Origin of the sequence: Lysinibacillus sp. OL1, from assembly GCF_004332175.1 — a bacterium.
GTDB classification, from domain to species: Bacteria; Bacillota; Bacilli; order Bacillales_A; family Planococcaceae; genus Lysinibacillus; species Lysinibacillus capsici.
In genome coordinates, this window is sequence record NZ_SJDS01000005.1 from 84,937 (window position 1) to 107,953 (window position 23,017).

22 protein-coding genes are annotated in these 23,017 nt (G+C 37.5%); 3 read left to right on the top strand and 19 right to left on the bottom strand.

The window, feature by feature from the left end; genetic code table 11:
- A complete protein-coding gene (locus tag EW028_RS11030) occupies positions 1–687 on the bottom strand; it encodes an ABC transporter ATP-binding protein (protein ID WP_131520894.1) in 687 nt (228 codons plus the stop codon).
- 425 nt (positions 688–1,112) lie between these two features.
- On the opposite strand from EW028_RS11030, the gene EW028_RS11035 reads away from it, so the two are divergent.
- The 3 genes from EW028_RS11035 to EW028_RS11045 all read left to right on the top strand — a co-directional run bounded on the left by EW028_RS11035 (position 1,113) and on the right by EW028_RS11045 (position 4,988).
- Positions 1,113–1,733, top strand: a complete 621-nt coding sequence (locus tag EW028_RS11035; RefSeq protein ID WP_004231927.1) for a DUF47 domain-containing protein — start codon at positions 1,113–1,115, stop codon at positions 1,731–1,733.
- A 21-nt stretch (positions 1,734–1,754) separates the two neighbouring features.
- A complete protein-coding gene (locus EW028_RS11040) occupies positions 1,755–2,771 on the top strand; it encodes an inorganic phosphate transporter (RefSeq protein WP_004231925.1) in 1,017 nt (338 codons plus the stop codon).
- Between the two features lie 105 nt (positions 2,772–2,876).
- Complete coding sequence (locus tag EW028_RS11045) at positions 2,877–4,988, top strand: MMPL family transporter (protein ID WP_131520895.1); 2,112 nt, start codon at positions 2,877–2,879, stop codon at positions 4,986–4,988.
- A gap of 44 nt (positions 4,989–5,032) precedes the next feature.
- On the opposite strand, the gene EW028_RS11050 is transcribed toward EW028_RS11045, so the two are convergent.
- From EW028_RS11050 to EW028_RS11135, 18 genes are all read right to left on the bottom strand, one after another.
- Complete coding sequence (locus EW028_RS11050; RefSeq protein WP_131520896.1) at positions 5,033–5,641, bottom strand: alpha/beta hydrolase; 609 nt, start codon at positions 5,639–5,641, stop codon at positions 5,033–5,035.
- Positions 5,642–5,658: 17 nt separating this feature from the next.
- Positions 5,659–5,850 carry a hypothetical protein gene (locus EW028_RS11055; protein ID WP_004231917.1) on the bottom strand — a complete coding sequence of 64 codons (192 nt, stop codon included), beginning with the start codon at positions 5,848–5,850 and terminating at the stop codon, positions 5,659–5,661.
- A 22-nt stretch (positions 5,851–5,872) separates the two neighbouring features.
- Complete coding sequence (locus EW028_RS11060) at positions 5,873–6,337, bottom strand: hypothetical protein (protein WP_131520897.1); 465 nt, start codon at positions 6,335–6,337, stop codon at positions 5,873–5,875.
- Between the two features lie 134 nt (positions 6,338–6,471).
- Entirely contained in the window at positions 6,472–7,095 is a 624-nt protein-coding gene (locus EW028_RS11065; RefSeq protein ID WP_131520898.1) for an NUDIX hydrolase, read from the bottom strand.
- A gap of 11 nt (positions 7,096–7,106) precedes the next feature.
- Positions 7,107–8,198, bottom strand: a complete 1,092-nt coding sequence (locus EW028_RS11070) for an AI-2E family transporter (protein ID WP_131520899.1) — start codon at positions 8,196–8,198, stop codon at positions 7,107–7,109.
- 165 nt (positions 8,199–8,363) lie between these two features.
- Entirely contained in the window at positions 8,364–10,061 is a 1,698-nt protein-coding gene (locus EW028_RS11075) for a M3 family oligoendopeptidase (protein WP_131520900.1), read from the bottom strand.
- Between the two features lie 141 nt (positions 10,062–10,202).
- A complete protein-coding gene (locus EW028_RS11080) occupies positions 10,203–10,778 on the bottom strand; it encodes a YdcF family protein (protein ID WP_483308056.1) in 576 nt (191 codons plus the stop codon).
- Positions 10,779–10,853: 75 nt separating this feature from the next.
- Positions 10,854–12,596 carry a methyl-accepting chemotaxis protein gene (locus EW028_RS11085; protein ID WP_131520901.1) on the bottom strand — a complete coding sequence of 581 codons (1,743 nt, stop codon included), beginning with the start codon at positions 12,594–12,596 and terminating at the stop codon, positions 10,854–10,856.
- 224 nt (positions 12,597–12,820) lie between these two features.
- Entirely contained in the window at positions 12,821–14,569 is a 1,749-nt protein-coding gene (locus EW028_RS11090) for a methyl-accepting chemotaxis protein (protein ID WP_131520902.1), read from the bottom strand.
- An 82-nt stretch (positions 14,570–14,651) separates the two neighbouring features.
- Complete coding sequence (locus EW028_RS11095; protein ID WP_131520903.1) at positions 14,652–15,947, bottom strand: arsenic transporter; 1,296 nt, start codon at positions 15,945–15,947, stop codon at positions 14,652–14,654.
- 64 nt (positions 15,948–16,011) lie between these two features.
- Positions 16,012–16,731 (bottom strand): YebC/PmpR family DNA-binding transcriptional regulator, encoded by a 720-nt coding sequence (locus EW028_RS11100; RefSeq protein WP_131520904.1) that lies wholly within the window; start codon positions 16,729–16,731, stop codon positions 16,012–16,014.
- A 201-nt stretch (positions 16,732–16,932) separates the two neighbouring features.
- Entirely contained in the window at positions 16,933–17,394 is a 462-nt protein-coding gene (locus EW028_RS11105) for a low molecular weight protein-tyrosine-phosphatase (RefSeq protein WP_131520905.1), read from the bottom strand.
- Between the two features lie 60 nt (positions 17,395–17,454).
- Positions 17,455–18,057, bottom strand: coding sequence for a lysophospholipid acyltransferase family protein (locus tag EW028_RS11110; RefSeq protein WP_048394163.1), 603 nt, complete (start codon positions 18,055–18,057; stop codon positions 17,455–17,457).
- Positions 18,058–18,136: 79 nt separating this feature from the next.
- Positions 18,137–18,970, bottom strand: coding sequence for a putative RNA methyltransferase (locus tag EW028_RS11115; protein WP_131520906.1), 834 nt, complete (start codon positions 18,968–18,970; stop codon positions 18,137–18,139).
- Positions 18,971–18,972: 2 nt separating this feature from the next.
- Positions 18,973–20,340, bottom strand: coding sequence for an MATE family efflux transporter (locus EW028_RS11120; protein ID WP_131520907.1), 1,368 nt, complete (start codon positions 20,338–20,340; stop codon positions 18,973–18,975).
- A gap of 134 nt (positions 20,341–20,474) precedes the next feature.
- Positions 20,475–21,242 (bottom strand): tyrosine-protein phosphatase, encoded by a 768-nt coding sequence (locus EW028_RS11125; protein WP_131520908.1) that lies wholly within the window; start codon positions 21,240–21,242, stop codon positions 20,475–20,477.
- Between the two features lie 145 nt (positions 21,243–21,387).
- A complete protein-coding gene (locus EW028_RS11130; RefSeq protein ID WP_131520909.1) occupies positions 21,388–22,338 on the bottom strand; it encodes an ABC transporter substrate-binding protein in 951 nt (316 codons plus the stop codon).
- Positions 22,322–22,879, bottom strand: coding sequence for a hypothetical protein (locus EW028_RS11135; protein ID WP_131520910.1), 558 nt, complete (start codon positions 22,877–22,879; stop codon positions 22,322–22,324). The genes EW028_RS11130 and EW028_RS11135 overlap by 17 nt, the downstream gene beginning before the upstream one ends.
- Positions 22,880–23,017: the final 138 nt, after the last annotated feature.

The following is a 23,017-nucleotide window of genomic DNA, read 5'->3' on the forward strand; positions in this document are numbered from 1 at the left end:
TTAAGCTTCCTCCTTTACAAGTTCTCCATCGTACATGCGGAAGCGTCTATGTGCGATCGTAGCTACTTCTTCATCGTGTGTGATAATGACAAAAGTTAGCCCTAATTCACGATTTAAACTTTGAATAAGCAATAAGATATCCCGCTCGGTTTCTGAATCGAGACTCCCTGTTGGCTCATCAGCAAGTAATATAGGAGGATTCGTAATAAGGGCTCGTGCAATGCTGACACGCTGTTGCTGTCCACCTGACAATTCATTGGGATAATGGTCTGCTACTTCTGTCAAACCAACCTTGTCCATTAATTTCTTTACTTTTTCTTTGCGCATAGCCTTACGCAAACCCTGTAGCTTTAAAGGTAATTCGATATTTTCAAAAGCAGTTAAGCCAGGCATCAATTGAAAGTTTTGAAAAATAAAACCAAATTGACGTAAACGGAAGGCAGCACTTTCTGTTTCAGTTAGATGGGCTGTTTCCTTTCCAATTACTTTAATAGAGCCCTGTTCAGCCTTCATAAAACCAGCTAGAACTTGTAATAAGGTCGATTTTCCTGAGCCACTTTTACCTACAATGGCAACAATTTCTCCTTTATTGACCTCGAAGTTCACACCTTTCAATACCGGCACTTGCTTTTCCTTCCCTCGTTTTCCAATTAAAAATGTATGTTGTAAGTTTTCAACCTGAATCATTAGTTAATAAACGCTCCTTTCCTATTCATTTTCCATTGTAGTAAACAATTCTTAATAAAGAGGGAGGATAAAAATGAAGATATTCTTAAGAATAAGAAGGTACTCTTCTGGTTATCAAATGAATTTACAATACCTTTACAATTCGAATGCGCTATTTTTATTACCTTCTATTATCTTTCGTGTCTTAATCTGTACTAATAAGTCAGCGTAATAGGATAATTGCCCATTATAACAAGGTTTTATCTGTACTCATAAAAATAAATACAGTTGGATTACCTCACATTTTGTGAACGAATTGTATATTACAGCAATGTAAATTTTCGTGTCGATTAGTAAATTTTTATGTAGATAAATTAAAGATTTTGTTATGATAGTAAAGTTTAGAGGTCGATTAATTTATTTATATCCAGGAGGATTCGATTCACATGCTTAACTCAAAAAAACAAGACCCTTTCTTTATTGCATTGCATAAAATTGCTGAAAATATGAGAGAGGCTGTACATTACGCAAATGATTTTCGTATTAACAGTGTAGCTGACCTAAAAGAGATTAGCATTACAATGAAAAATTATGAAACTGCTGGTGATAAGCTTATTCATGAACTGATTGTCATGTTAAACAAATCATTCATGACACCTATTGAACGTGAGGATATTTTAGAGCTCGCCATTCGTATGGATGATGTTTTAGATGGAACAGAACACTGTATTGCACACTTTGAAATGTTTTCGCTCACTGAGATTGATGAATCTATGCGCATTTTCTTAGGGTTTATTTCAAAAAGTGCTGATGAAATAGTCAAAGCGACAGAAGAGTTAAAGAAAAAGAATCTAATTGGCATGCGTCCACACGCAATTCTTATTAAAGACTATGAACGTGAATGTGATGAGGTACAACGTACTTCTATTAAGAAGTTATTTTTAAATGAAAAGGATCCAATCCGCCTCATTAAATTTAAGGATATTTATGAACAACTTGAAGATATCGCTGATCATTGTCAAAACGTAGCAAATACTATGGAAACAATTATCATGCGTAACGCATAATTAGGAGATGGGCACTTTACAATGAACACAATCATTATCTTAACCGTACTGGTCGTCATCTTTGCCCTAACATTTGACTTTATCAATGGCTTCCATGATACAGCAAATGCTATTGCAACTTCGGTTTCTACTAGAGCTTTGCCGCCACGCACGGCAATCATCATGGCGGCAACTATGAACTTTATTGGCGCTATCACCTTTGTAGGGGTTGCAAAAGCTCTAACAAAAGATATTGTAGATCCTTTTGCATTAAATGCCTTTGAAGGAGACACAACTGGCTCAGTCGTTATTTTAGCTGCATTAATTTCAGCCATAATTTGGAATTTACTGACATGGTATTTCGGTATACCGTCAAGTTCTTCACACACATTAATTGGGTCTATTGCCGGTGCTGCAATCGCATCCGCTGGTTTTAATGTGTTAAACTATGGCGGCTTTACTAAAATCATCATGGCTTTAGTATTTTCACCTTTACTTGCTATTTGTGCAGGCTTTATTATGATGACTCTTTTTAAATTATGGTTTAAAAATTTAAATTTATATCGGACGAATAAGGGTTTCCGTACAATGCAAATTTTTACTGCTGCCATCCAATCGTTCACCCATGGTACAAATGATGCGCAAAAAGCGATGGGGATTATGACAATGGCGTTAATCGCTGGTGGCTTGCACACTGGAGATGAAATACCTTTCTGGGTGCGTGCTGCTGCAGCTACAGCAATGGGGCTAGGTACCTCAATTGGTGGTTATAAAATCATTAAAACGGTAGGCGGTAAGATTATGAAAATCCGCCCTGTTAATGGTGTTGCGGCAGATTTAGCATCTGCTACTGTTATTTTTGGCGCTACGCTAATCCACTTACCAGTATCAACAACACATGTCATTTCTTCGTCCATTATGGGTGTCGGTTCAGCACAGCGTGTGCGTGGTGTAAACTGGGGTATGGCTCGAAAGATTGTTACTACTTGGGTGATTACAATGCCAATTTCTGCCGTTATGGCATCTGTTATTTATTTTATATTATCATTATTCTTTTAATAGTAAGACTCCTGTCCAAAAAGTGGATGGGAGTCTTTACTTTGTCACACGACAAAATGTGACACATCCTTTACACTAATTGAAAAGGGGGATGTATAAACAACTATGAAAACTTTTTCAGCTTTTATTACAGCACATGCGAAAGCAATCGTAGTCATATGGCTTATTATTTTTCTAGCAATGGCGTACTTTGCTTTACAGCTTCCAGGCAAACTTCAAGGTGATGGTTTCTTTGTCGAAGCAGATCATACCTATGTTACCAACGAGCTAGCAGAAAAATTTGATTTACCATCTAATACGATTTTGGTTGTCTTTGATCCAGCTGATGATCAGAAAATTGAAGACACTTTAAAAAAATTAGATAGCATAAAAGAGATTCATTCTATTCAATCACCTTTAGAAGACTCCTCTTTACGGAAAGATGGTATTGCCTATGCGATGGTTCACATAAAGAACGATGTAGAAAACCTTCCTGACATTGTTGAGGAATGCCGTTCATTAATTGAAAAAGACGGCATTAGTATCACTGGAGGGCCTGTTATATCTGCTGACATAAATACTGCTAGTCAAAAGGATTTGGCATCAGCTGAGGCCATTGGATTGCCAATTGCCATCGTGGTTCTCTTATTAGCGTTCGGTACAGTTGTTGCTTCTATTTTGCCAATCGTCATTGGTGTTGTGACAGTGGTTACCGCCTTTGGTATGATGACGCTGCTCAGTGCTAATGTCAATCTATCTATTTTCGTCTTAAATATTGTTCCAATGCTTGGGCTGGCTTTAAGTATTGATTTTGCGTTGCTGTTTATTAATCGTTACCGAGAAGAACGCACACATACTTCTATTGCTCAAGCCATTCAAACTGCTATTCAGACAGCAGGTCGTTCTATCATTTTCTCCGCAGTCTGTGTCATGATTGGCTTAGGTGCTATGATTGTCATTGATGTAGAAATTTTTCATAATATCGCCCTAGGAGGCACTATAGTCGTCCTGTTAGCCGTTCTTTCTGGCTTAACATTACTTCCTGCCACTATGATGCTATTAGGAGATAGACTTAATAAATGGCGCTTAATACGCGTTAAACCAGGTGGGGCAAATCGTTGGCGTGGCTTTGCAGGTTTTGTCATGAAGCATCCAGTAGCTATAGTGATTTCAGCATTATTATTACTAGGCATCGGCATGATCCCTTTAAAGGATATCCAATTAACCATTCCACAGGTGGACTCCTTACCTACGAAATATGATGCTCGTGCAGCATACGATAAATTAGATGAAACGTTTGGACTAGCTGAATCCTCTACATTGTATTTGTTGGCTGAACGAAAAGATGGCTGGGAGGATACTGAGGGTAGAGAGCTAATTTATACGATTCAAGAAAAGCTATTAAAGGACCCATTAGTGACTAATGTTTCAACTATTTATACAGCTGCTAACATTCAAACACCAGAGGAGCTTTCTGCTTCTTTAGCTATTCCACAGGTTGCTGAACAATTAAAACCTGTTATTAATTCATTTTCAAAGGATACACAGCTATTTGTTCCAATTACAATTGATGCAGCAGGTTCTTCCTCTACAGCTCAAAAATTTGCCCGAACATGGATGGACAAAGACCTGGGCGTGGATTTTGCACTTGGTGGACCAGCTAAATTCAACCAAGAAATCTTTGATGAAATTGCTAATAAAATTGTTTTAGCTATAGCAATTATTATCGTTTCTACATTCTTTATTTTAATGTTGGCATTCCGTTCTATTTTAATTCCGTTAAAGGCAATAATCATGAACATTATTGGGCTTTCATCTGCATTCGGTATACTCGTTTATATTTTCCAATATGGTCATTTTGGTATTGAAGCAAGCTCCATTGTGCTAATCATTCCAGTTATTGTTTTTTGTCTTGTATTTGGCTTAAGTATGGACTACGAAGTCTTTTTAATTTCTCGTATCCAAGAGGAATATTTAAAGGGCTCCGATAATACGCGCGCAACAATTGATGGCTTAACATCCACTAGCCGAATAATTACGTCGGCAGCGCTTATCATGATTGTTATTACAGGTGCATTTGCCTTCACAGATGTAATGCCTGTGAAGCAAATTGGTGTGGGTATTGCTATTGCTGTTGCCATTGATGCAACGATTATTCGTCTTATGCTTGTACCTAGTCTTATGAAGCTGTTTGGTGATTGGAACTGGTGGCTTCCTTTCTCAAAGAAAAGTAAATAACATAAAGAAAATCCACCTCCTTTAAAAGGAGGTGGATTTTCCAATTAAGCGTAAATGCTTTTATACCATTCTTTTGCTGCTTGTACTTCAGGCATTGTTAGTTGATGACCAAAATTAAACCATTTCGTCGTTACTTTGGCACCTGCAGCACTTAAAAGGGTTTCTAAATCCTCAGACTCCTGTGCTGTACACATCGGATCATTCGTACCAGCACCGATAAACACAGGTGTTGGAGAAAGTTGCGGTAATTCAATACCACGTCTTGGTACCATTGGGTGATGCAAAATAGCTCCTGCTAACGCATCATCATAGTGGAATAATAAGCTTGCTGCAATATTAGCACCATTCGAATACCCTATTGCTACAATTCGTTGGCGATCAAAGCCATATTGCTGTGCTGACGTCTCCAAAAATTCATGAAGCTCCTTTGTACGAAAGATTAAATCCTCCATATCAAAGACACCTTCGGCTAATCGGCGGAAAAATCGTGGCATTCCATGCTCAAGTACATTTCCGCGAACACTTAAAATATTGGCTGTTTCATCTATTTCTTTTGCTAGCCCAATAAGACTTTCCTCATTACCACCTGTACCATGTAGCAATAATAAAGTCGGTTTTGTTTCGTCTGTACCTTTATAATAAATATGTTGCACTGACAGTCACCTCTCAATTATCTTGAATTCGAGATAATTGTAGCCTGTGGCAAAATTAAATTCAAGCTCTTTGACTTATTAATTTCACGATTTTCACGATTAGGCTGTTCTTCGTGATTTTTATAAAAATTAGTAATGGTATAAACTGAAAATAAACATGCCGCAATCACAACAACAATAACAATTCCCACTAATTTTTTTCCGTTCATCTATCATGATCCCCCGTATAACTTATTTCTTTGTACGAAAGCCTTCTTCTAGTAAATATTCCTTTGCTGCCTCATACGTACCAAATGCCTCTTCTAGATTGTCTCCATGATACACGTTCCACGAACGTTGCTCAAAAGCTAGCTGTAACTGACTACCATCGCGACTATGCCAAATCTCTACAATTGGCTCCTGCTCTTCTACTTCTTCAGATAAATATTGGATTGCGTCTTCAATAATTTCACGAAGTTGTTGTTCATAGTAATCGCGGATATTTACTAATCCTTTATCATTAGCCTCATTCTCATAGCGTAATAAATCTCCTACAAAGACAAAGCCATTGCCGTTTGGATGTAATTTCTCAACTACAATCGTCTTTTCGTAAAGACTGTCCATGTAATGATAATTTAAGCGCTTTAAAGAAATTTCTTTTTTTGTTAGCTCAGAAAACGATTCAATAATCGCTTGTTTTTGTTCAAATGTTAGCATATAAAAAATGCTCCTTTTCTTTACAATCTATCTAACAGTATAACTCATTTTTTCCTATTATATCGTGTCGTTTCTAAATCATTTTTGCGCAAGAAAATAGGACAAGCTAATATTATAGCTTATCCTATTTAAACTTATGAGGTTTGATTAACTATTTTTTCACGTGTGAATTTTATCACCTGTGCAACATACAATTCCCGATAAGGAACAAATTGTGCAGTACCTACTGGTCTGACAATTCTCACACGTTGACCATCAGGGAAATATTCATACCCTTCAATATTAAGTGTCGTCGTTTCTCCCAAGAAGAAAGCCTCCGCCTCATCTAGCTTCGCTCTAACTACACCCGATACTTCTTCATACTGCAAAGCAAAGGAATCCCAATCATGCTTGAAAGGATATATGTAGACATGGCAAAATTCATTGTCGATCATATTTTCAGAAACGATACTACAAGATGTCATACCCATTTTGACAACCTCATGGACATCAATATTAAGGCCCAATTCTTCTCTTACTTCTCGAATGCCTGACTCTACTGTCTCAATCGCTAAAAGATGTCCTGCTGCTGTAATATCGAGTAACCCTGGATAATCCTTTTTCTGTGAACTACGTACTTGAAAATAAATATAGTCTTCATTTACAAGCCAGCAATGAAAAGTCTCATGCCAAAGCCCCTTTTCATGCACTTCCGCTCTCGTAGCTGTCCCAATTTGCTCATGCTGTTCATTAAATACCTTTACAATTTCTTGTTCCATTGTTTCGACTCCTATACTGACTTCGTCGCTTTTTTCTTAATTGCATTACGTTGATCATAAATATTGGATACGATAACCTTTAAGACTGCATAAAATGGTACAGCGATAATAATACCAATAAAACCTGCTATATTACCTGCCGCTAAAATAATTGTAATAACGGTAAGGGGGTGGATATCAAGTGATTTCCCCATGACATTAGGTGTAATAAAGTTGCTGTCTATTTGCTGAGCAACCAGCGTCACAACCGAAACCCACACCACTAAAATTGGATCTTGAATAACTGCCACAATCAGGGCTGGCGCAAAGGCAATCCAAGGCCCGATAAATGGAATCATATTCATAAAGAATGCAAAAATCACTAGTAATAACGAATAGTCTAATCCGATAATTAAATAGCCTACATACATTATTAGTGCTAATAAAAAACTAATTTGCAGTTGGCCCTGAATGTAGGTACGTAATACATCATCAATTTCACTTAACGTTTTCTTTACCCATTGCTGACGTTCACCACTGAAATATTTATAGATGGATGGAGCAAACTTCTCATGATCCTTCAGCATAAAAATAAAGAAGAACGGAATTAAAATGGCTAATAACGACACAGATACAATGGATTGTAAAAAGGACACAAAACCTTTACTCGCCACTACTGCAATATCTTGTACCGAATTCGCCATTTTTTCGATAACATCATTTAATTGCTCAGGGAAGTTATCCTTATTTTGCGTTACATAGTCTGTTAATTGCTGGATGCTCGTACTAATACTCGTACTAATCATAGGGGCATTCTTCACTAATTTATTGACCTGCTCGGCAATTGGGTTACCAATAATCCAGCCAAAAATACCTACCATTGCTATTAGTCCGAACAAAATCGTCAATATACTTCCCCATCGAGGAAATCTACGTTTTTCTAAAAATCTCTGAATTGGCTCCGTCACATAATAGAGAACACCACCAAGTAGTAAAGGCACAAAAATCGCTTTTAATATGATGACAAGCGGTGAAAAAATCCAATGAATTTCTATAAAATATTTAATGATTAGTAGTGTAAGTAGTATCCCTACTCCTACTTGAAACCAAACTTTCCTTGTCACTTTCTTTCACTTCCTTTAATAGCAGTTACTGAAAATACTACTGATATATTAACCATTTCGCAAGTATCCTAGTATTTTTTTACAGAACTCCTCTGACAAACTAAAAAATTCGCTCACTTCCACAATACTAGTTATCGTGGAAGTGAAACGAATTTAAGTCATCAATTATAGAGAAGAATCATCAATGGAATTTAAGAATGTCTCAATTTCTCCAATAACCGATTCAACACAGCCATCCTCAAATGGCGAGATTAAACCTGCCTCTTTTACAAGCTTTGTAAAGGACATAGAGCCACCTAAACCACAAAGATGAATATAGTCTTTCCAAGCCGCTTCAAATTCTTCACGTGAACGTTTCCAGAATTGGAAGGCACAAATTTGCGCTAACGTGTAATCAATGTAGTAGAACGGACTTGCATAGATGTGAGCCTGACGTTGCCAAATGCCCCCAGCCTCTAGGTAGCTGTTATGATCATAGTCACGGTGTGGTAAATACGTTTCCTCAATTTTTTTCCATGCAGCTTTACGTTCAGCAGGAGTCATTGTTGGATTTTCATAAATAACATGCTGGAACTCATCTACTGCCACACCATATGGTAAGAATAAAAGACCACTACTTAAATGTGTAAATTTATATTTCTCTGTATCACCTTCAAAGAACAGCTCCATCCAAGGCCATGTGAAGAATTCCATACTCATCGAGTGAATTTCACAAGACTCGTAGGTAGGCCATAAATACTCAGGAATGCCAATGTTACGGCTTGAATAAACTTGGAAAGCATGTCCAGCTTCATGTGTTAATACATCGATATCACCTGAAGTACCATTAAAATTTGAGAAAATGAATGGGGAATGATAGTTTTCAATAAACGTACAATAACCGCCACTTTCTTTCCCTTTCTTCGCTACAAGATCCATTAAGTCATGGTCAATCATGAAATTAAAGAATTCTCCTGTCTCAGGTGAAAGCTCCTCATACATTTTTTTACCGTTTGCTACAATCCACTCAGGATTCCCTTTTGGTGTAGCATTACCTGATAAGAAGTTAAGTGCTTCATCATAAAATTTGAAATCTTCAATGCCAATTCGCTTTGCCTGACGCTCGTAAAGCTTCGTTGCAACAGGCACAATTAAATCACGTACCTGATCACGGAATTTTTTAACCATATCAGCATTGTAATCAATCCGATTCATACGAATATAGCCTAGTTCAACATAGTTGTTATAGCCAAGTTTAATCGCAATGTCATGGCGTACCTTGACAAGTTCATCATATAAACGATCGAATTCATCTTCATGCTGTGCAAAGAAGCCAAAGCGAGCATCCGTTGCTGCCTTACGTGTTTCTCGATCCGTTGACTCTGCAAACGGACCAAGTTGAGCGAGCGTTAATGTTTCTCCATTAAAGTCAATTTGTGCAGATGCAACAAGCTTATTGTACTCAGAAACAAGTCTGTTTTCCTTTTGCATCAAATCAATAACTTCTGGTGAGAAGCCTTTAATTTGATAAGTTGCTAGATCAAATAATTGCTGACCCCATTTTTCTTCTAATTGCTCACGAAATGGTGAATCAATTAAAGCTTTATAGTATTCCGTCGTTACTTCTTCTAGCTCAGGACCTACTTCATCGAAATAATCACGTTCTGCTTGATAAAATTCATCATTCGTATCGATTGAAGCACGAATATATACTAAATTAGCCATTGTCGCAAAGTCATTACTAATTGCATTGTGCTTTTCAATGATATTACTTTGCTCGTCCATGGATTGTGCTTGTTTAAATTGCTCAATGAGTGCTAATTGCTGCTCTTTCATCGATGCCACATTTGGACGGCTGTACTGATATTCTTTAAACGTTGTCATTAAAGTCCCCTCTTTCTGTCCTATACCCCGTAATATTTCTATTATATGCCAAATAGAATCTATTAAGAAACAATTATCTCTTTTCTGTTGAAATGATTTTTATGAGAAAGAAGCAGTTCCTAAATCTAATGGCGTTGTTGTTTAATAGCCCACAATATATGTTTTTAATAACGCAGCTCTTTCTCTTATTCTTAATTTTGCTTCTACTGATTTTGGTGTTCTTGCTGATAGGACATCTACTTCAAAATCTAAAGTTTCAGCAAGATATTTTGCACGTTTTAAATGAAAGTCATTTGAAACGATGGTAATTTTCTTTGTCTCTTTTGGTAATAATTCTTTAGAGAATACTAAATTTTCATAAGTAGATGTAGATTGATCTTCTATGATAATTCTCGTGGCATCAATGCCATGCTGTTCCAAATAGTCTTGCATTACAGATGCCTCTGTACGATCTTCATCTGGCCCTTGTCCGCCTGACACAATGACCTTAACATGTGGGTATTTTGTTAAGTATGGAACAGCCACCTCTAATCTACTTTTTAATGAAAGCGATGGTACACCACCTGGCCTTACTTTTGCTCCCAATACAATCATATAATCAGCTGAACCATCAGCATTCGGTTCCATACCCTGATCAATTTCTTTCCCAAGCCAAATATAAAGAACGATTCCACTACCGATTAAAATAACACCAACTGTCATCAACCACCTTCTCACAAATCATTCCTCCTTTACCTTTTATTAACGATGATAAAAAGAAAAGGATGCTTGTTAACCAAGCACCCTGAAATATTATCTCAATATAAATCGTTTAATAGACTCCTGTAAGGCAGATATTTCATCGGTTAAATCATTGGAAGATTCGCTAACCAGTTGTATTGCGCGTTGTTGCTCATCTACAGATGCTGTTACCTCTTCAGATGCAGCAGCATTCTTTTCACTAATCATCGCAATGCTTTCAATCGATTGCATAATCGTATTCTTAGAGCTATTTAAATATTCTACACTATCTGTCGTATCGCCTATAATGGCTATAATTTTTTCAACAGCTAATTTAATTTCTGTAAAGGATGATTCTGTTACCATGACAGAATCATTTTGTTGACTTACAATGATATGGGTTTTCTGCATTTCACCATTGACTAAGTTTGTTTCACTTTCAATGCCTTTTAGCGTTGTGCGTACTAGCTCAGTTGCTACAGAGGTTTGATCAGCAAGTTTACGTACCTCTTCCGCGACAACTGCGAATCCTTTACCATGTTCACCCGCTCTTGCTGCTTCAATAGAGGCGTTAAGTGCAAGTAAATTCGTTTGATCTGAAATCTCCGTAATCGTGCCCACGATGCCTTCAATTTCACGTACCTTGACAATTAAGCTACCAAATACAGACTGAATATTCTGAACGAGATTTGAAGACTCTCTCGACTTATCCTTTAAGCTTTCTAGATTAACTAGGCCTTCTTCATTTGATTTTTTCATATGCTGTGAGGCATCTAACATTAATTCATTTTTATCATGCAATCCTTCAATTTGGTGCGCAAATTCGATAGCCGTTCGGTTTGTATCCTCTGCATCAGATGCTTGCTTGACTGCACCCTTGGATACTTCATTGATTGCTTTGACGATTTCATCCCCATAGGCATTTGTCTCTTCAGCTACTGCGGTTAAGTTGGCTGATGTTGATTGTATTTCTACAATCGCTTCCTCCACATCTGAAATAAGTGTTTTAAGTTGATGTACCATTTCATTAAAGCCAGCATTTAACTGTCCTATTTCATCCGAGCGCTGTAAATGCTCAATTTCAACCGTTAAATTCCCTTTTGCTACTTCACGTACACGTTTAGATAATTTTTGAACTGGTAATGCCAGATGTCTTGATACAAGAATGACAACGATTGTCCCAATAATGATGGCACCTACTAATGTCAAACCAATTACTAGCAATAAAGAATTCGCCTCTGCATTAAAATCCTGCATATATGTACCTGATGCAATAATCCATCCCCAATATGGATCTTTCTCAGAATAAATAATTTTATCGGCTAAGACATCCTGACCTGGTAGTTCAAATTCATATTGTGTAAAGCCACCCCCATCAAGTGCCTTTTCAGTTACTTCTCGAATAAAGTAATTGCCACTGCTATCTTGGTCATTCCAAAGATTATCTCCTTCTCGTGTTGGATGTGTTGTTAATGTTCCCTTATCATCCAACACATAGATATAGCCATATTCCCCTAAATCACCAGGATAATTAATTGGCCGTTTTCCTTCGCTATCTTTCGGACCAAGAAATGCTTCTCGTACTCGCTCCTGTGCAACCTCTAAGGAAATGTCGCCCTTTTCAACACTCTCGTTTGCGAGCTCGATTAATTGCAAAGCAGATTCAACACTATTGTAAAGTACCTGCTCTCCTATATCCTCCATTCCATTCTTAGCCTTACCATAACTAACTATACCAATTATTAAACTTGGAATAACTAGTAATGCCAATGAAATAATAATCAATTTCCCCTGTATTGAACGTAAAAACTTCATACTTTAGCCCCCCTATTTTCTTCGTTCAACAATATATTACTTTATATTATGTTATGGTTTGAAAGTTTTCACAATGGGTAAAGCACAAATTATTTTCTTATTTCCCTTAATATGGTTTGTTTTCATACCTTTATGCTAACCCCTAGTTAAATTTTAAATGCCAAAAATTAAAAGAACTATTTCTCCACAAGACATAAGCTTATAGAGAAATAGTTCTAAACTAATCATAATTTAAATGTATTAATCGTTTCTATAACCTCTTTCGATGTTTGATCTAATATTGTTACAACTTCATTTAATTCAGAAACCATCGTTACTTGTAAATCAGAGGCAGCTGCTACTTCCTTTGTTCCTAGGACACTATGCTTCGCAATAGCATTCATCTGTTCGGTAGTAGCTAATACTTCCTCAGAGCCTGCTGACATTTCTTCAATGACAGCAGAGTCATCTTGAATTTTATTATTCACCTCAAGGACAGATTGCAATATTTTCTCTAGACTTTCACCTATGTGTTGCACTGCTTTATTGCCTGCCTGTACATCTATGGTACTACTAGCCATCTCTTGTAACGCTCGATCAGTAATTTTCTTAAAGCTTTCTAAATGCATGTGTATTTCGTCAGCAGATGCTTTAGACATCTCTGCAAGTTTACGAACTTCATCTGCCACGACCGCAAATCCTTTACCAGCTTCTCCTGCTCTAGCTGCTTCTATTGCCGCGTTTAAAGCTAGTAGGTTGGTTTGATCCGCAATACTCGTAATGATGGTCACCATCTCTTCAATTGAGCGGAACTTATCACCCATTTCCTCGACATGATTAGCCGTACGTAAAACAGAAGATTCTACGTTTTGAATTTGAGATACAACTTCTTGAGAATGACTAACACCTGTTTCCACAAGTCCCGTCATTGCTGATGATGACTCCGCAATTTCTGAAGTTGTATCAGCCAGTCTTTGAATACCAATTGACATCTCATTCATCGTTAATACAACCTCTTGATTATTTTGCTGCTGTTGCTCACTACCAGCAGCAATTTCAATAATTCGATCTGCAATTTGAGCGTTTGATTCTTCCACATGCTGAGAAGTCTCATCAATTTTTTGAACAACATTTTGTAAAGCAAATGTGCGTTGTTGAATCGTATGGAAAGTTTCTTTTAATTTTTGTAGTGATTCTCTGAAGGATTGTGCAAATATTGTAATTTCATTTGCTCCTTTTAGCTGGATTTTCTCCACTGCTATCGTTGCCTTAGCAATATCACCTTGAGCAAAACTTTGTGCTGCATCACCTAAATGTGCAAGGGGTTTTAACGCTCCATTAATATAACGATATAGGATGAACATAACAATACCTGTTAAAGCTAAGATGACAATAATTAATGCAGGTAAAATAGCCGTTAATACGGCATTCGCAACATTGCTTACCTCTGTTGCTTCTATATCGACCCCAACAAAGGCAACAGTATTCCCTTCCTCATCCTTTAATGGAACAGTACCAGATAAATAATCTCCAAAATCACTATGTAAAATAGCGGAATAATAACTTCCTGTATTCTTTACCTTTTCAATATCCTTGTAGTATGTGGTGGAGGACTCATCTCCTATAGCTCCAGCATTTTCTTGATCATCTGCTGGCATACCGTCCACTAAAAAACGTACCTTTTTATCTTCCTGTGGTACTGCGAAAGTATAGGCATAGAGAACACCATTTATTTCACGTAATTCGTTGAGCTCTTCTCGAAGTCGCCAATATAACTCAGATTCTTTTGGTTCCTTTGAGAGTTGCTCATATTCAGCAGCATTTAGATGTTTTGCAATATTCTCAGCAACTGCAACTGCCTGTGTTCCCATGGTTTTATTAACAGATGATTTTGCTGTGTAGATTGTTGTTATAACGAAAAAAGATAACAAAGCCACTAACATTACTAATGACATTAACACTATTTTATTGCTTAATTTGCCTGTCGCTCGCATACGTTCCTCCTTTAATATATTGATATACTAATATCTTAATAGTTCCTATTGTACTATTTTTTTAACTATTTCGACAATAAATCTATGATATTAAGCATATCCAAATAATTAATGCAATTAAAGTGGCGAACAGTGTCGGAATGGTAAGAATAACACCAATTTTAAAATATTGTCCCCAGCTAATTTTAATGCCTTTCTGGGCTAATATATGAAGCCATAGCAATGTTGCCAGTGAGCCAATCGGTGTCATTTTTGGGCCTAAATTCGTACCAATTATATTTGCATATATCAGTCCCTCTTTCATCATGCCCGATGCGCTTGTTTCTGAAATCGCCAAAGCATCTATCATAACAGTAGGTAAATTGTTCATGACAGCAGACAAAATGGCAGCAACAAATCCCATCGTCATCGTTGCTACTACGAAGCCCTGCTGTATAGCTAGTTCTAATAAATTTGCTAACATTCCTGTCATCCCTACATTTTTTAACCCATAGACAACCACATACATGCCAATTGAGAAAAACACAATATTCCACGGCGCTCCTTTTACAACTCTTATTGTATCTACCACAGAGCTACGCTGTGCTAGCCATAAGAATATTGCAGCGACCCCACATAAAATAAAAGATACAGGGATGTGTAAAACCTCACCAGCTACAAAGCCCACTAATAGAATCCCAATTACATACCAAGCGATCGAAAATAATTTGGGATCTCGGATTGCCTGACTTGGTTGCTCAACTGCCTCAAGAGAATAATGTTGTGGTATGGAACGGCGAAAAACAATGTAAAGTACTACTATACTTGCCACTAACGAAAAGAAATTCGGTACAAGCATATGAACTGCATAATCTATAAAGCCTATATCGAAAAAGTCAGCTGATACGATATTCGTTAAATTGCTAATAACGAACGGTAACGAGGTTGTATCTGCTATAAATCCACTTGCAATAATAAATGGAAAGATCATTTTTTCACTCAAGTTCAGTTTTCTCACCATCGCTAAAACGATTGGCGTTAGAATTAAAGCACCCCCATCGTTCGCAAACAAAGCCGATACAACAGCTCCAAGGCAACTAATATAAACAAATAAGCGAATTCCACTTCCCTTTGCAAGTCGTGCCATATGTAGAGCCGCCCATTCGAAAAAGCCAATTTCATCTAAAATGAGTGAAATTAAAATAATACCAATAAATGATAGCGTTGCATTCCAAACAATCCCCGTTACCTCTAACACATCATGCCAGGTTACTACACCTATTACTAGCGCAATAGCTGCTCCTATACAGGCTGACCAGCCAATTGATAGTTTTCGTGGTTGCACGATGACAAAAAATAATGTGACTAAAAATAAAATAATGGCTAAAGCAGTCTGCATCTTTTCCTCCCTAATTAAAAACCAGTAGCTTAAATGCTACTGGTTTACTCATTTTGTTAATGGTTTATTCGCCTAAATCTGCGTTGTGGAAAACATTTTGTACATCTTCTAAATCTTCTAATGCATCAATTAGTTTTTCAAACTTCGCTACATCGTCGCCAATTAAAGTCACTTCTGTTTGAGGCAACATAGAAAGCTCTGCTACTGTAAATTCTTCTACACCCGCAGCCTTTAATGCTTCTTGTGTCGCAAAGAATTGGTCTGGCTCTGCATAAATAATTACCACTTCATCCTCTTCTAGAATATCACGAGCATCTATATCAGCTTCCATTAAAATCTCTAGTACTTCATCAGCCGTTTTACCCTCTAAGCCAATAACCGCTGTTGAATCGAACATATAAGCTACAGATCCACTGACACCCATATTGCCGTTATTTTTACCAAATGCTGCACGTACATCAGATGCTGTACGATTTACATTGTTTGTTAAAGCATCCACGATAATCATTGTGCCGGCTGGTCCAAAGCCTTCATAACGTAATTCATCAAAGCTTTCATCACCGCCACCTTTTGCTTTATCAATGGCTTTTTCTATAATATGTTTTGGAACACTGTATGTTTTTGCGCGTTCAAGCACTACTTTAAGTGCACGGTTTGACTCTGGATCTGGTTCGCCTGATTTAGCTGCCACATAAATTTCTCGCCCAAATTTTGCATTAATACGGCTTGTGCTTTGATCTTTAGACGCTTTCTTTTCTTTAATATTGTTCCACTTACGACCCATTGTTTTCACTCTCTTTCAAAAGATAAATTTATAAAAATAATAGATACGCGGTTGCATATCTGTAAATGGTAATTAAATACTTATCGTATCTTTACTCTGCAAATAATAACACAATGATGCTTACAAAGCTAGATATACCAATGTTTAAGGTAGTATTTTTCTAAAAAAACGGCTGTTAAAATTTACGATTTTAGCGCCATCTTACAACAGCTCTTGTTTAATTTTTGCTAGCAATGCCTGACAACCTTCTTGCACCAATTCATAGGTTTCCTGAAAATCACCTGTATAATAAGGATCCGGGACATCCTTGCGATGTGCTGTTAAATCTAAAAACCGAAAAATCTTTGGCGAGTTTGGATTGCCTAGTATTGTGCGGATATTACGAATATTGCTTTCATCCATTCCAATAATATAAGCAAACTTTTCAAAATCAGACTTTTGTAATTGTCGACCTTGCATATCTATTGTAGAAATACCATATTCCCTAAGCTTATCCTGTGTACCCCTATGTGGAGGTTCGCCAATATGCCATGAGCTAGTAGCAGCGGAATCCACTTCAATCTTATCTTCTAAATGCTCTTTCTTCACCATGTCGCGCATGACCGCCTCAGCCATGGGTGAGCGACAGATATTACCTAAACATACGAAAAGTACTCGAATCATTTTATTTTCCTCCTACAACAAAGCACTCAAAATCAATTTGATTCTGAGTGCCCTTTGCTTTTATTTTACGGGAATACGTTTCTGTAGTTCTTCTGTTAATGCAACTAATTCATGCTCAAGGTGTTGAGTAAACTGCTCACGGCCTTCTTTACCCTTGCCTGTTACATAAAATGGCTCACCATAAATTAAATAGCCTTTGCCTCGCTTCATTACATCACCCACATTACGTGCACCAACATAAGCAGCTGGAACAATTTGCGCCTTTGCCAACTGTGCAATGGTAATAGCCCCTTGTTTTAAATCTGTTCCTTCTGCACTACGAGTCCCAGAGGGGAAAATCCCAACAATTTTACCTTCCTTCAATAACTGCGAAGGAATTTTAATCACGCTTGGTCCAGGATTATCACGGTCTACCGGAAAAGCATTTAAATGCTTAACAAGCCAGCCAAGCCCTTTCATTTCAAATAATTGCTTCTTCGCCATAAAGTGAATTTCACGAGGGTACATGGCTACACCAAGGTTTAAAATATCAACATAGCCGGTATGTGTACAAGCTATAATAAACCCACCCTCTTTCGGCAAGTTTTCTTCTCCGTATACACGAGCCTTTGAACCCATTAATTTTAATATTACTTTGACAACATTTGCTGCTAGTTTATACACTGTTACATTCCTACCTTATTCAATAGTTATTCCCATTGTAATCGAAAAGACCAGTATACTGCAATTGCTGGTGACCAACTTAAACCTTCCCTACTAATAGATCCACATCAATCGTGATTTCATTTAGTTCAACGGCTGTTTGTTCTGCTTTATGCCAACCCATTGGTGTCATTTCTAATAGCGCGGGTACTAGCTCTTCCGAAAGCGGTAAAGTATAAGTTACACGTTCTACGTTTACCTCACGAAAACTATCTTGAAAACGAGCTACAATTTGTTCATTAGAGTAAGTTTCCTTGTTTGAATCTGCATATAATTGAGCACGCAGTTCCCTCAAATAACCACTTTGCGGTACAACCTTCACAAGACAGCCATTCGGTGTAAGAAGTCGTTTAAACTCCTCATAATTTGCTGGTGATAGTATATTTAAAATGGCATCGAAACTCGCTTGAGCAAATGGACTTTTAGCTAAATCCCCTACACACCAAATTTGTTGAGGATAATGACGTGCTGCAGCCAAAATACCCTCCTTCGCTATGTCAATTCCAACGCCAATACCATGATCTCTATCATTCATAATGCGAGCTAAATGTGAGCCCTCTCCACAACCAGTATCGAGCACCGTTTTTGCAGAGCTTATAAGCTCACCGATTCGGGCTTCTACAGCATCATAAATCCCACTATCAATAACAGCCTTGCGGGATTCAAAAAGGCTCTTACTATATTTAGAAGCGGCGTTATGTGTCAGCATATTGACATAGCCTTGTTTCGCCATATCAAAGGAATGGTTAGAAGTACAAACCAATCTCCCCTGCTCATAGACATGCATTGATTGCTGACAGATTGGACAAGCAAAAAGGGTGATATGTTGATCCATTAATGCCGCCCCGATCGCACGTTTCGATAATGCGCCCATTTCTATGCCTCCTTTTTGTCGTTCGGTGATACAAGAGCATAACGCTCCCATTTACGACTTTTCCATCTAAAGTATACGATAATTGCCCGCACCCATTCATCTGCTGAAATGGCTAGCCAAATTCCGACCAAGCCCCAATCCAATACAAAGACAAATAAATAGCCAAGCGGCAGGCTCATGCAAACCATTGATAGAAAACCAATTTTCACAGGGAATCTAGCATCCCCTGAAGCGCGTAAAGAGTTAATGACCACGATATTCATTGTGCGACCAGTCTCTAGCAAAATACTTAATGCTAACACGGATGCCCCAATCTTAATGACTTCTGGATTATCAGTAAATACCTGCATAAGTGGCTTACGGAATAGCGTAACGACTGCGACCATAATAATCGTAAAAACAAATGCTGCACGAACACTTTTCCATAGCTGATGATACGCCTCATCTTTTTCTCCTGCACCTACATGACGACCAATAATAATGGCTGTTCCTGTACCAATGGCAATTGCAAATAAATATGTAAACATCGAAATATTCATAGCATATTGTCGTGCTGCTAGTGTTTCTGCTCCTAAGTATGTCGCATAATATAAAAAGATGATTTGGCAAAATTGATAAAGTACCTGTTCAAACGCAGATGGTAAACCAATGTTTAGTATTTTCCTCACATATTCCTTTGAATACTCAAAATAATATTGTAACTTTACGCGCACTTCCATTACCTGATACAGTAACCAGAAAAATACTAGGACGGCTAATCCGCGACTAATGACAGAGGAAATAGCCGCTCCTTTCACACCAAGCTCTGGTAAACCTAAATTCCCAAAAATAAGACCGTAGTTTAGCACAACATGTAAGACGTTCATGCCAAGTGAAACGTACATAGTTTGTTTTGTCCAACCATGTACACGAATAATTGCAGCTAGTGCATTAATAATAGCCTGTAGGAAAATAAAACTCCCAATGATGGCTAAGTAACTTTGTGCATAGTGGAGTACTTCTCCCTGCAAGTTCATCATTGTCATTAAATGTCTCGCAAAGAAGAAAAATAAAATACTCATTAAAAGCCCAACGACCAAATTCATCGTGATCGCTAACGCCGAGATCTTGGCTGCTTCAAAAAAGCGTCTGGAGCCTAAATACTGAGAAACAACAATAGATGCACCATTGCCCACTACCTCCAGAATCAAGATGGCAATATGGATATATTGATTGGCTGCACCTACTCCTGATACAGCATTATCTGATAAAGCACTGAGCATAAAAGTATCGGCTAATCCCATCAACATAAATAGAAAAACTTCTAAGAAGATTGGCCATGTTAAATGGAATAGACTTAACTTATTTGTCTCTTTAATTGTGTCTGCCAATACTTTCACTTCTCCTATTTTTTCTTAAAAATCTATTGTATCTTATCACAAATATTCAGACTGTAAAGAGATTTATAGGAAGACAGCGCTTCCACATAAAAAATCCCTCTCACATCGTGTGAAAGGGTCCATTTTTAAATCAAGCAATAGGATTGTAATTGCTCTCGTTTTTCAATTGTTAGGCCAAATTCCTGCTCTAAAAACCCATTCTTTGAACCATAGCGACGATCCATCGCATCCAACGCTGCTTGTAAATAGTCTTCACGGGCGGACATTAAGGCATAAAATTGCAGTAGTTCTTGCTCATTATACTGATGCTGAATAGCCTGAGCCATTCTTTCTACCATCGGACGTAAATGTATATTAGTATCTAAATAATCCTCCATGATAGTCTCCTCAGGTACATCTAAAGCTAGTAAAATAAGTGCTCCTCCAATACCCGTTCGGTCCTTACCAACTGCGCAATGATGGACAAGACCTAGATTATTAGGATTTTGAATCGTTTGCATTAACTCTTTAAATGAAAGATTGTTAAAAGGCATTTGTGCATAAAAATCCCGAAACATCTCAGGGCTTACCACTTTATAGAAATCTCTACCACCAGCATTGGTAGGCATTTCAAAAGCATGATTACCCTTCGCTGGGATTTGTATATATTGAGCATGCGAGAACACTGGGTTAGGATTATGATACGCCTCATTGTTATCGCGATAATCAAAAATGGTTTTAATCCCTAATGTTTCAAATAGCTCTTTATCTGCCAGTGTCATTTTTCCAAGAGCAGCTGAGCGGTAAAATAAACCTTTTTTTATCCTACGCCCATCTTTTGTCTTATATCCACCCATGTCTCGGAAATTATAGACTGCCTCAAATGGAATTACCTTTGTCTCTAATTGCTCCAATCACTACACCTCCTAAGATTATTAAGCATACTTACTTTTATTTTAAAGAACAAACTACATTAATTCCAATTTTCACGCTAGGTAATAATTTAAACCACATAAAAAATGCTAGCTGAATGGCTCACAGCTAGCATGGAAACATTTCTTATTTAAATAATTCGGGGTACACAGCTTTCGCTACTAATTCTACAGCTTCACCAATACGCGGACCAGGTCGATTAGAGATATCTGTATCGATGGACAATACCGCTTTGTTTTGAATAGCTGTCACAGTATTCCAACCATCTCGTTCAAGAATTTCTCCTATTGGATCTTCTGTATCGTTTACTGTTGTTAAAATAACATCTGGATTTTTCGCAATAACATCTTCCTCATTCACTTTTGCCCAGCTATTCAAGTCAGAAAAAACATTATTAACATTAGCTGCATCTAATATTTCTTGCTGGAAAGTGCTAGAGCCTGCTGTATATATGTCTGGCTTAGGGCTAACCTCTAAATAAACATTTTTCGGCGTTTTTACGTCCTTCACCTTCGTTTGTACTTCAGCAATTTTCGCCTTGATCTCTTCATTTAATTTATTTCCTATATCAGCAACATCCATCACAGCAGCAATTTGTTCGATATCTCCATAAACATCATCGAAAGTTGTCGCAGATTGAATAACAAACACTTTAATTCCTGCGTCCTCAAGCGGCTTTAGGGCATCCTTATCACCGATTGTATAAGCAATGACAACATCTGGCTTTAACGCTATAATTCTTTCACTGTTAAAGTTCGTAGTATCAGAGACACGTTCAATTTTTTGTGCTTCCTCTGGATAAGTATCGTACTCAGTTGCTCCTACAATTTTATCGCCAACACCTAAAGCAAACAAAATTTCAGTATTACTTGGTTGTAAAGATACAACTGTTTTTGGTACTTCTTTAAACTCTATTTCCACTCCACGGTCATCTGTCACTTTATAGCTTGTTTTCTCTGAGTGTTGTGTATCTTGCGAAGCATCTTTATTTTTTGTATCTTCAGCAGTGCCACAGCCTGCTAATACCAGTGCAAGTAAGAGCACTGATAGCCATTGGAAATTAAATACTTTCTTCATTGTTATTCTCCTTTTTCTTTTTCATTGGGTAGGATTTACTAATAAACGGTATTTCAGCTATTCCAGCTTGCTGATTCATAAAAACAGCCATGACAAAACATACATTAGCTAATAAACCAAGGTAATCGAAAAGAATAGCAGGAACCTCTCGTTCTTCTGATACTTTGTGTAAAGTACGATATGATTTTTTTGCTTCACTGCGACAAAGATGTAAGGCTGCAGCGGCCTCTGTTCCTTGAGGTAAAACAAAACTTTGAATCTCTTCCTTCACATGGCGAACGTAAAAATCATAACGCTCACTTAACCAAGATAAATCCTCTTCAGTTACTGCTAATTTCCCACGAACTGAGCCATTCACATGATACGCCATAGGTAACATAAGCAATAAATCCTCAGCAACGACTTGAACATCCTCTTTTTTTACCGCAGCTAATGCAACTCCTAGATGTGTTGTAAGGCTATCTGTTCGAATTTCAAAATCGACCGTTGAAGCTTTCTCACGCATAAATGGATAACAAGAATAACGGGCATCTTTTTTCACTTGCTTCCCCCCTATTTTCTATAATGAAAAATTCTTATTTGAAAGGCATAAAAAAGTCGCTCCTTTTTGCAAAGGAACGACAAAAATAACATAATGAGCCATCAAACTGGACAAAGCCTATGTATTTGCCGTATATCC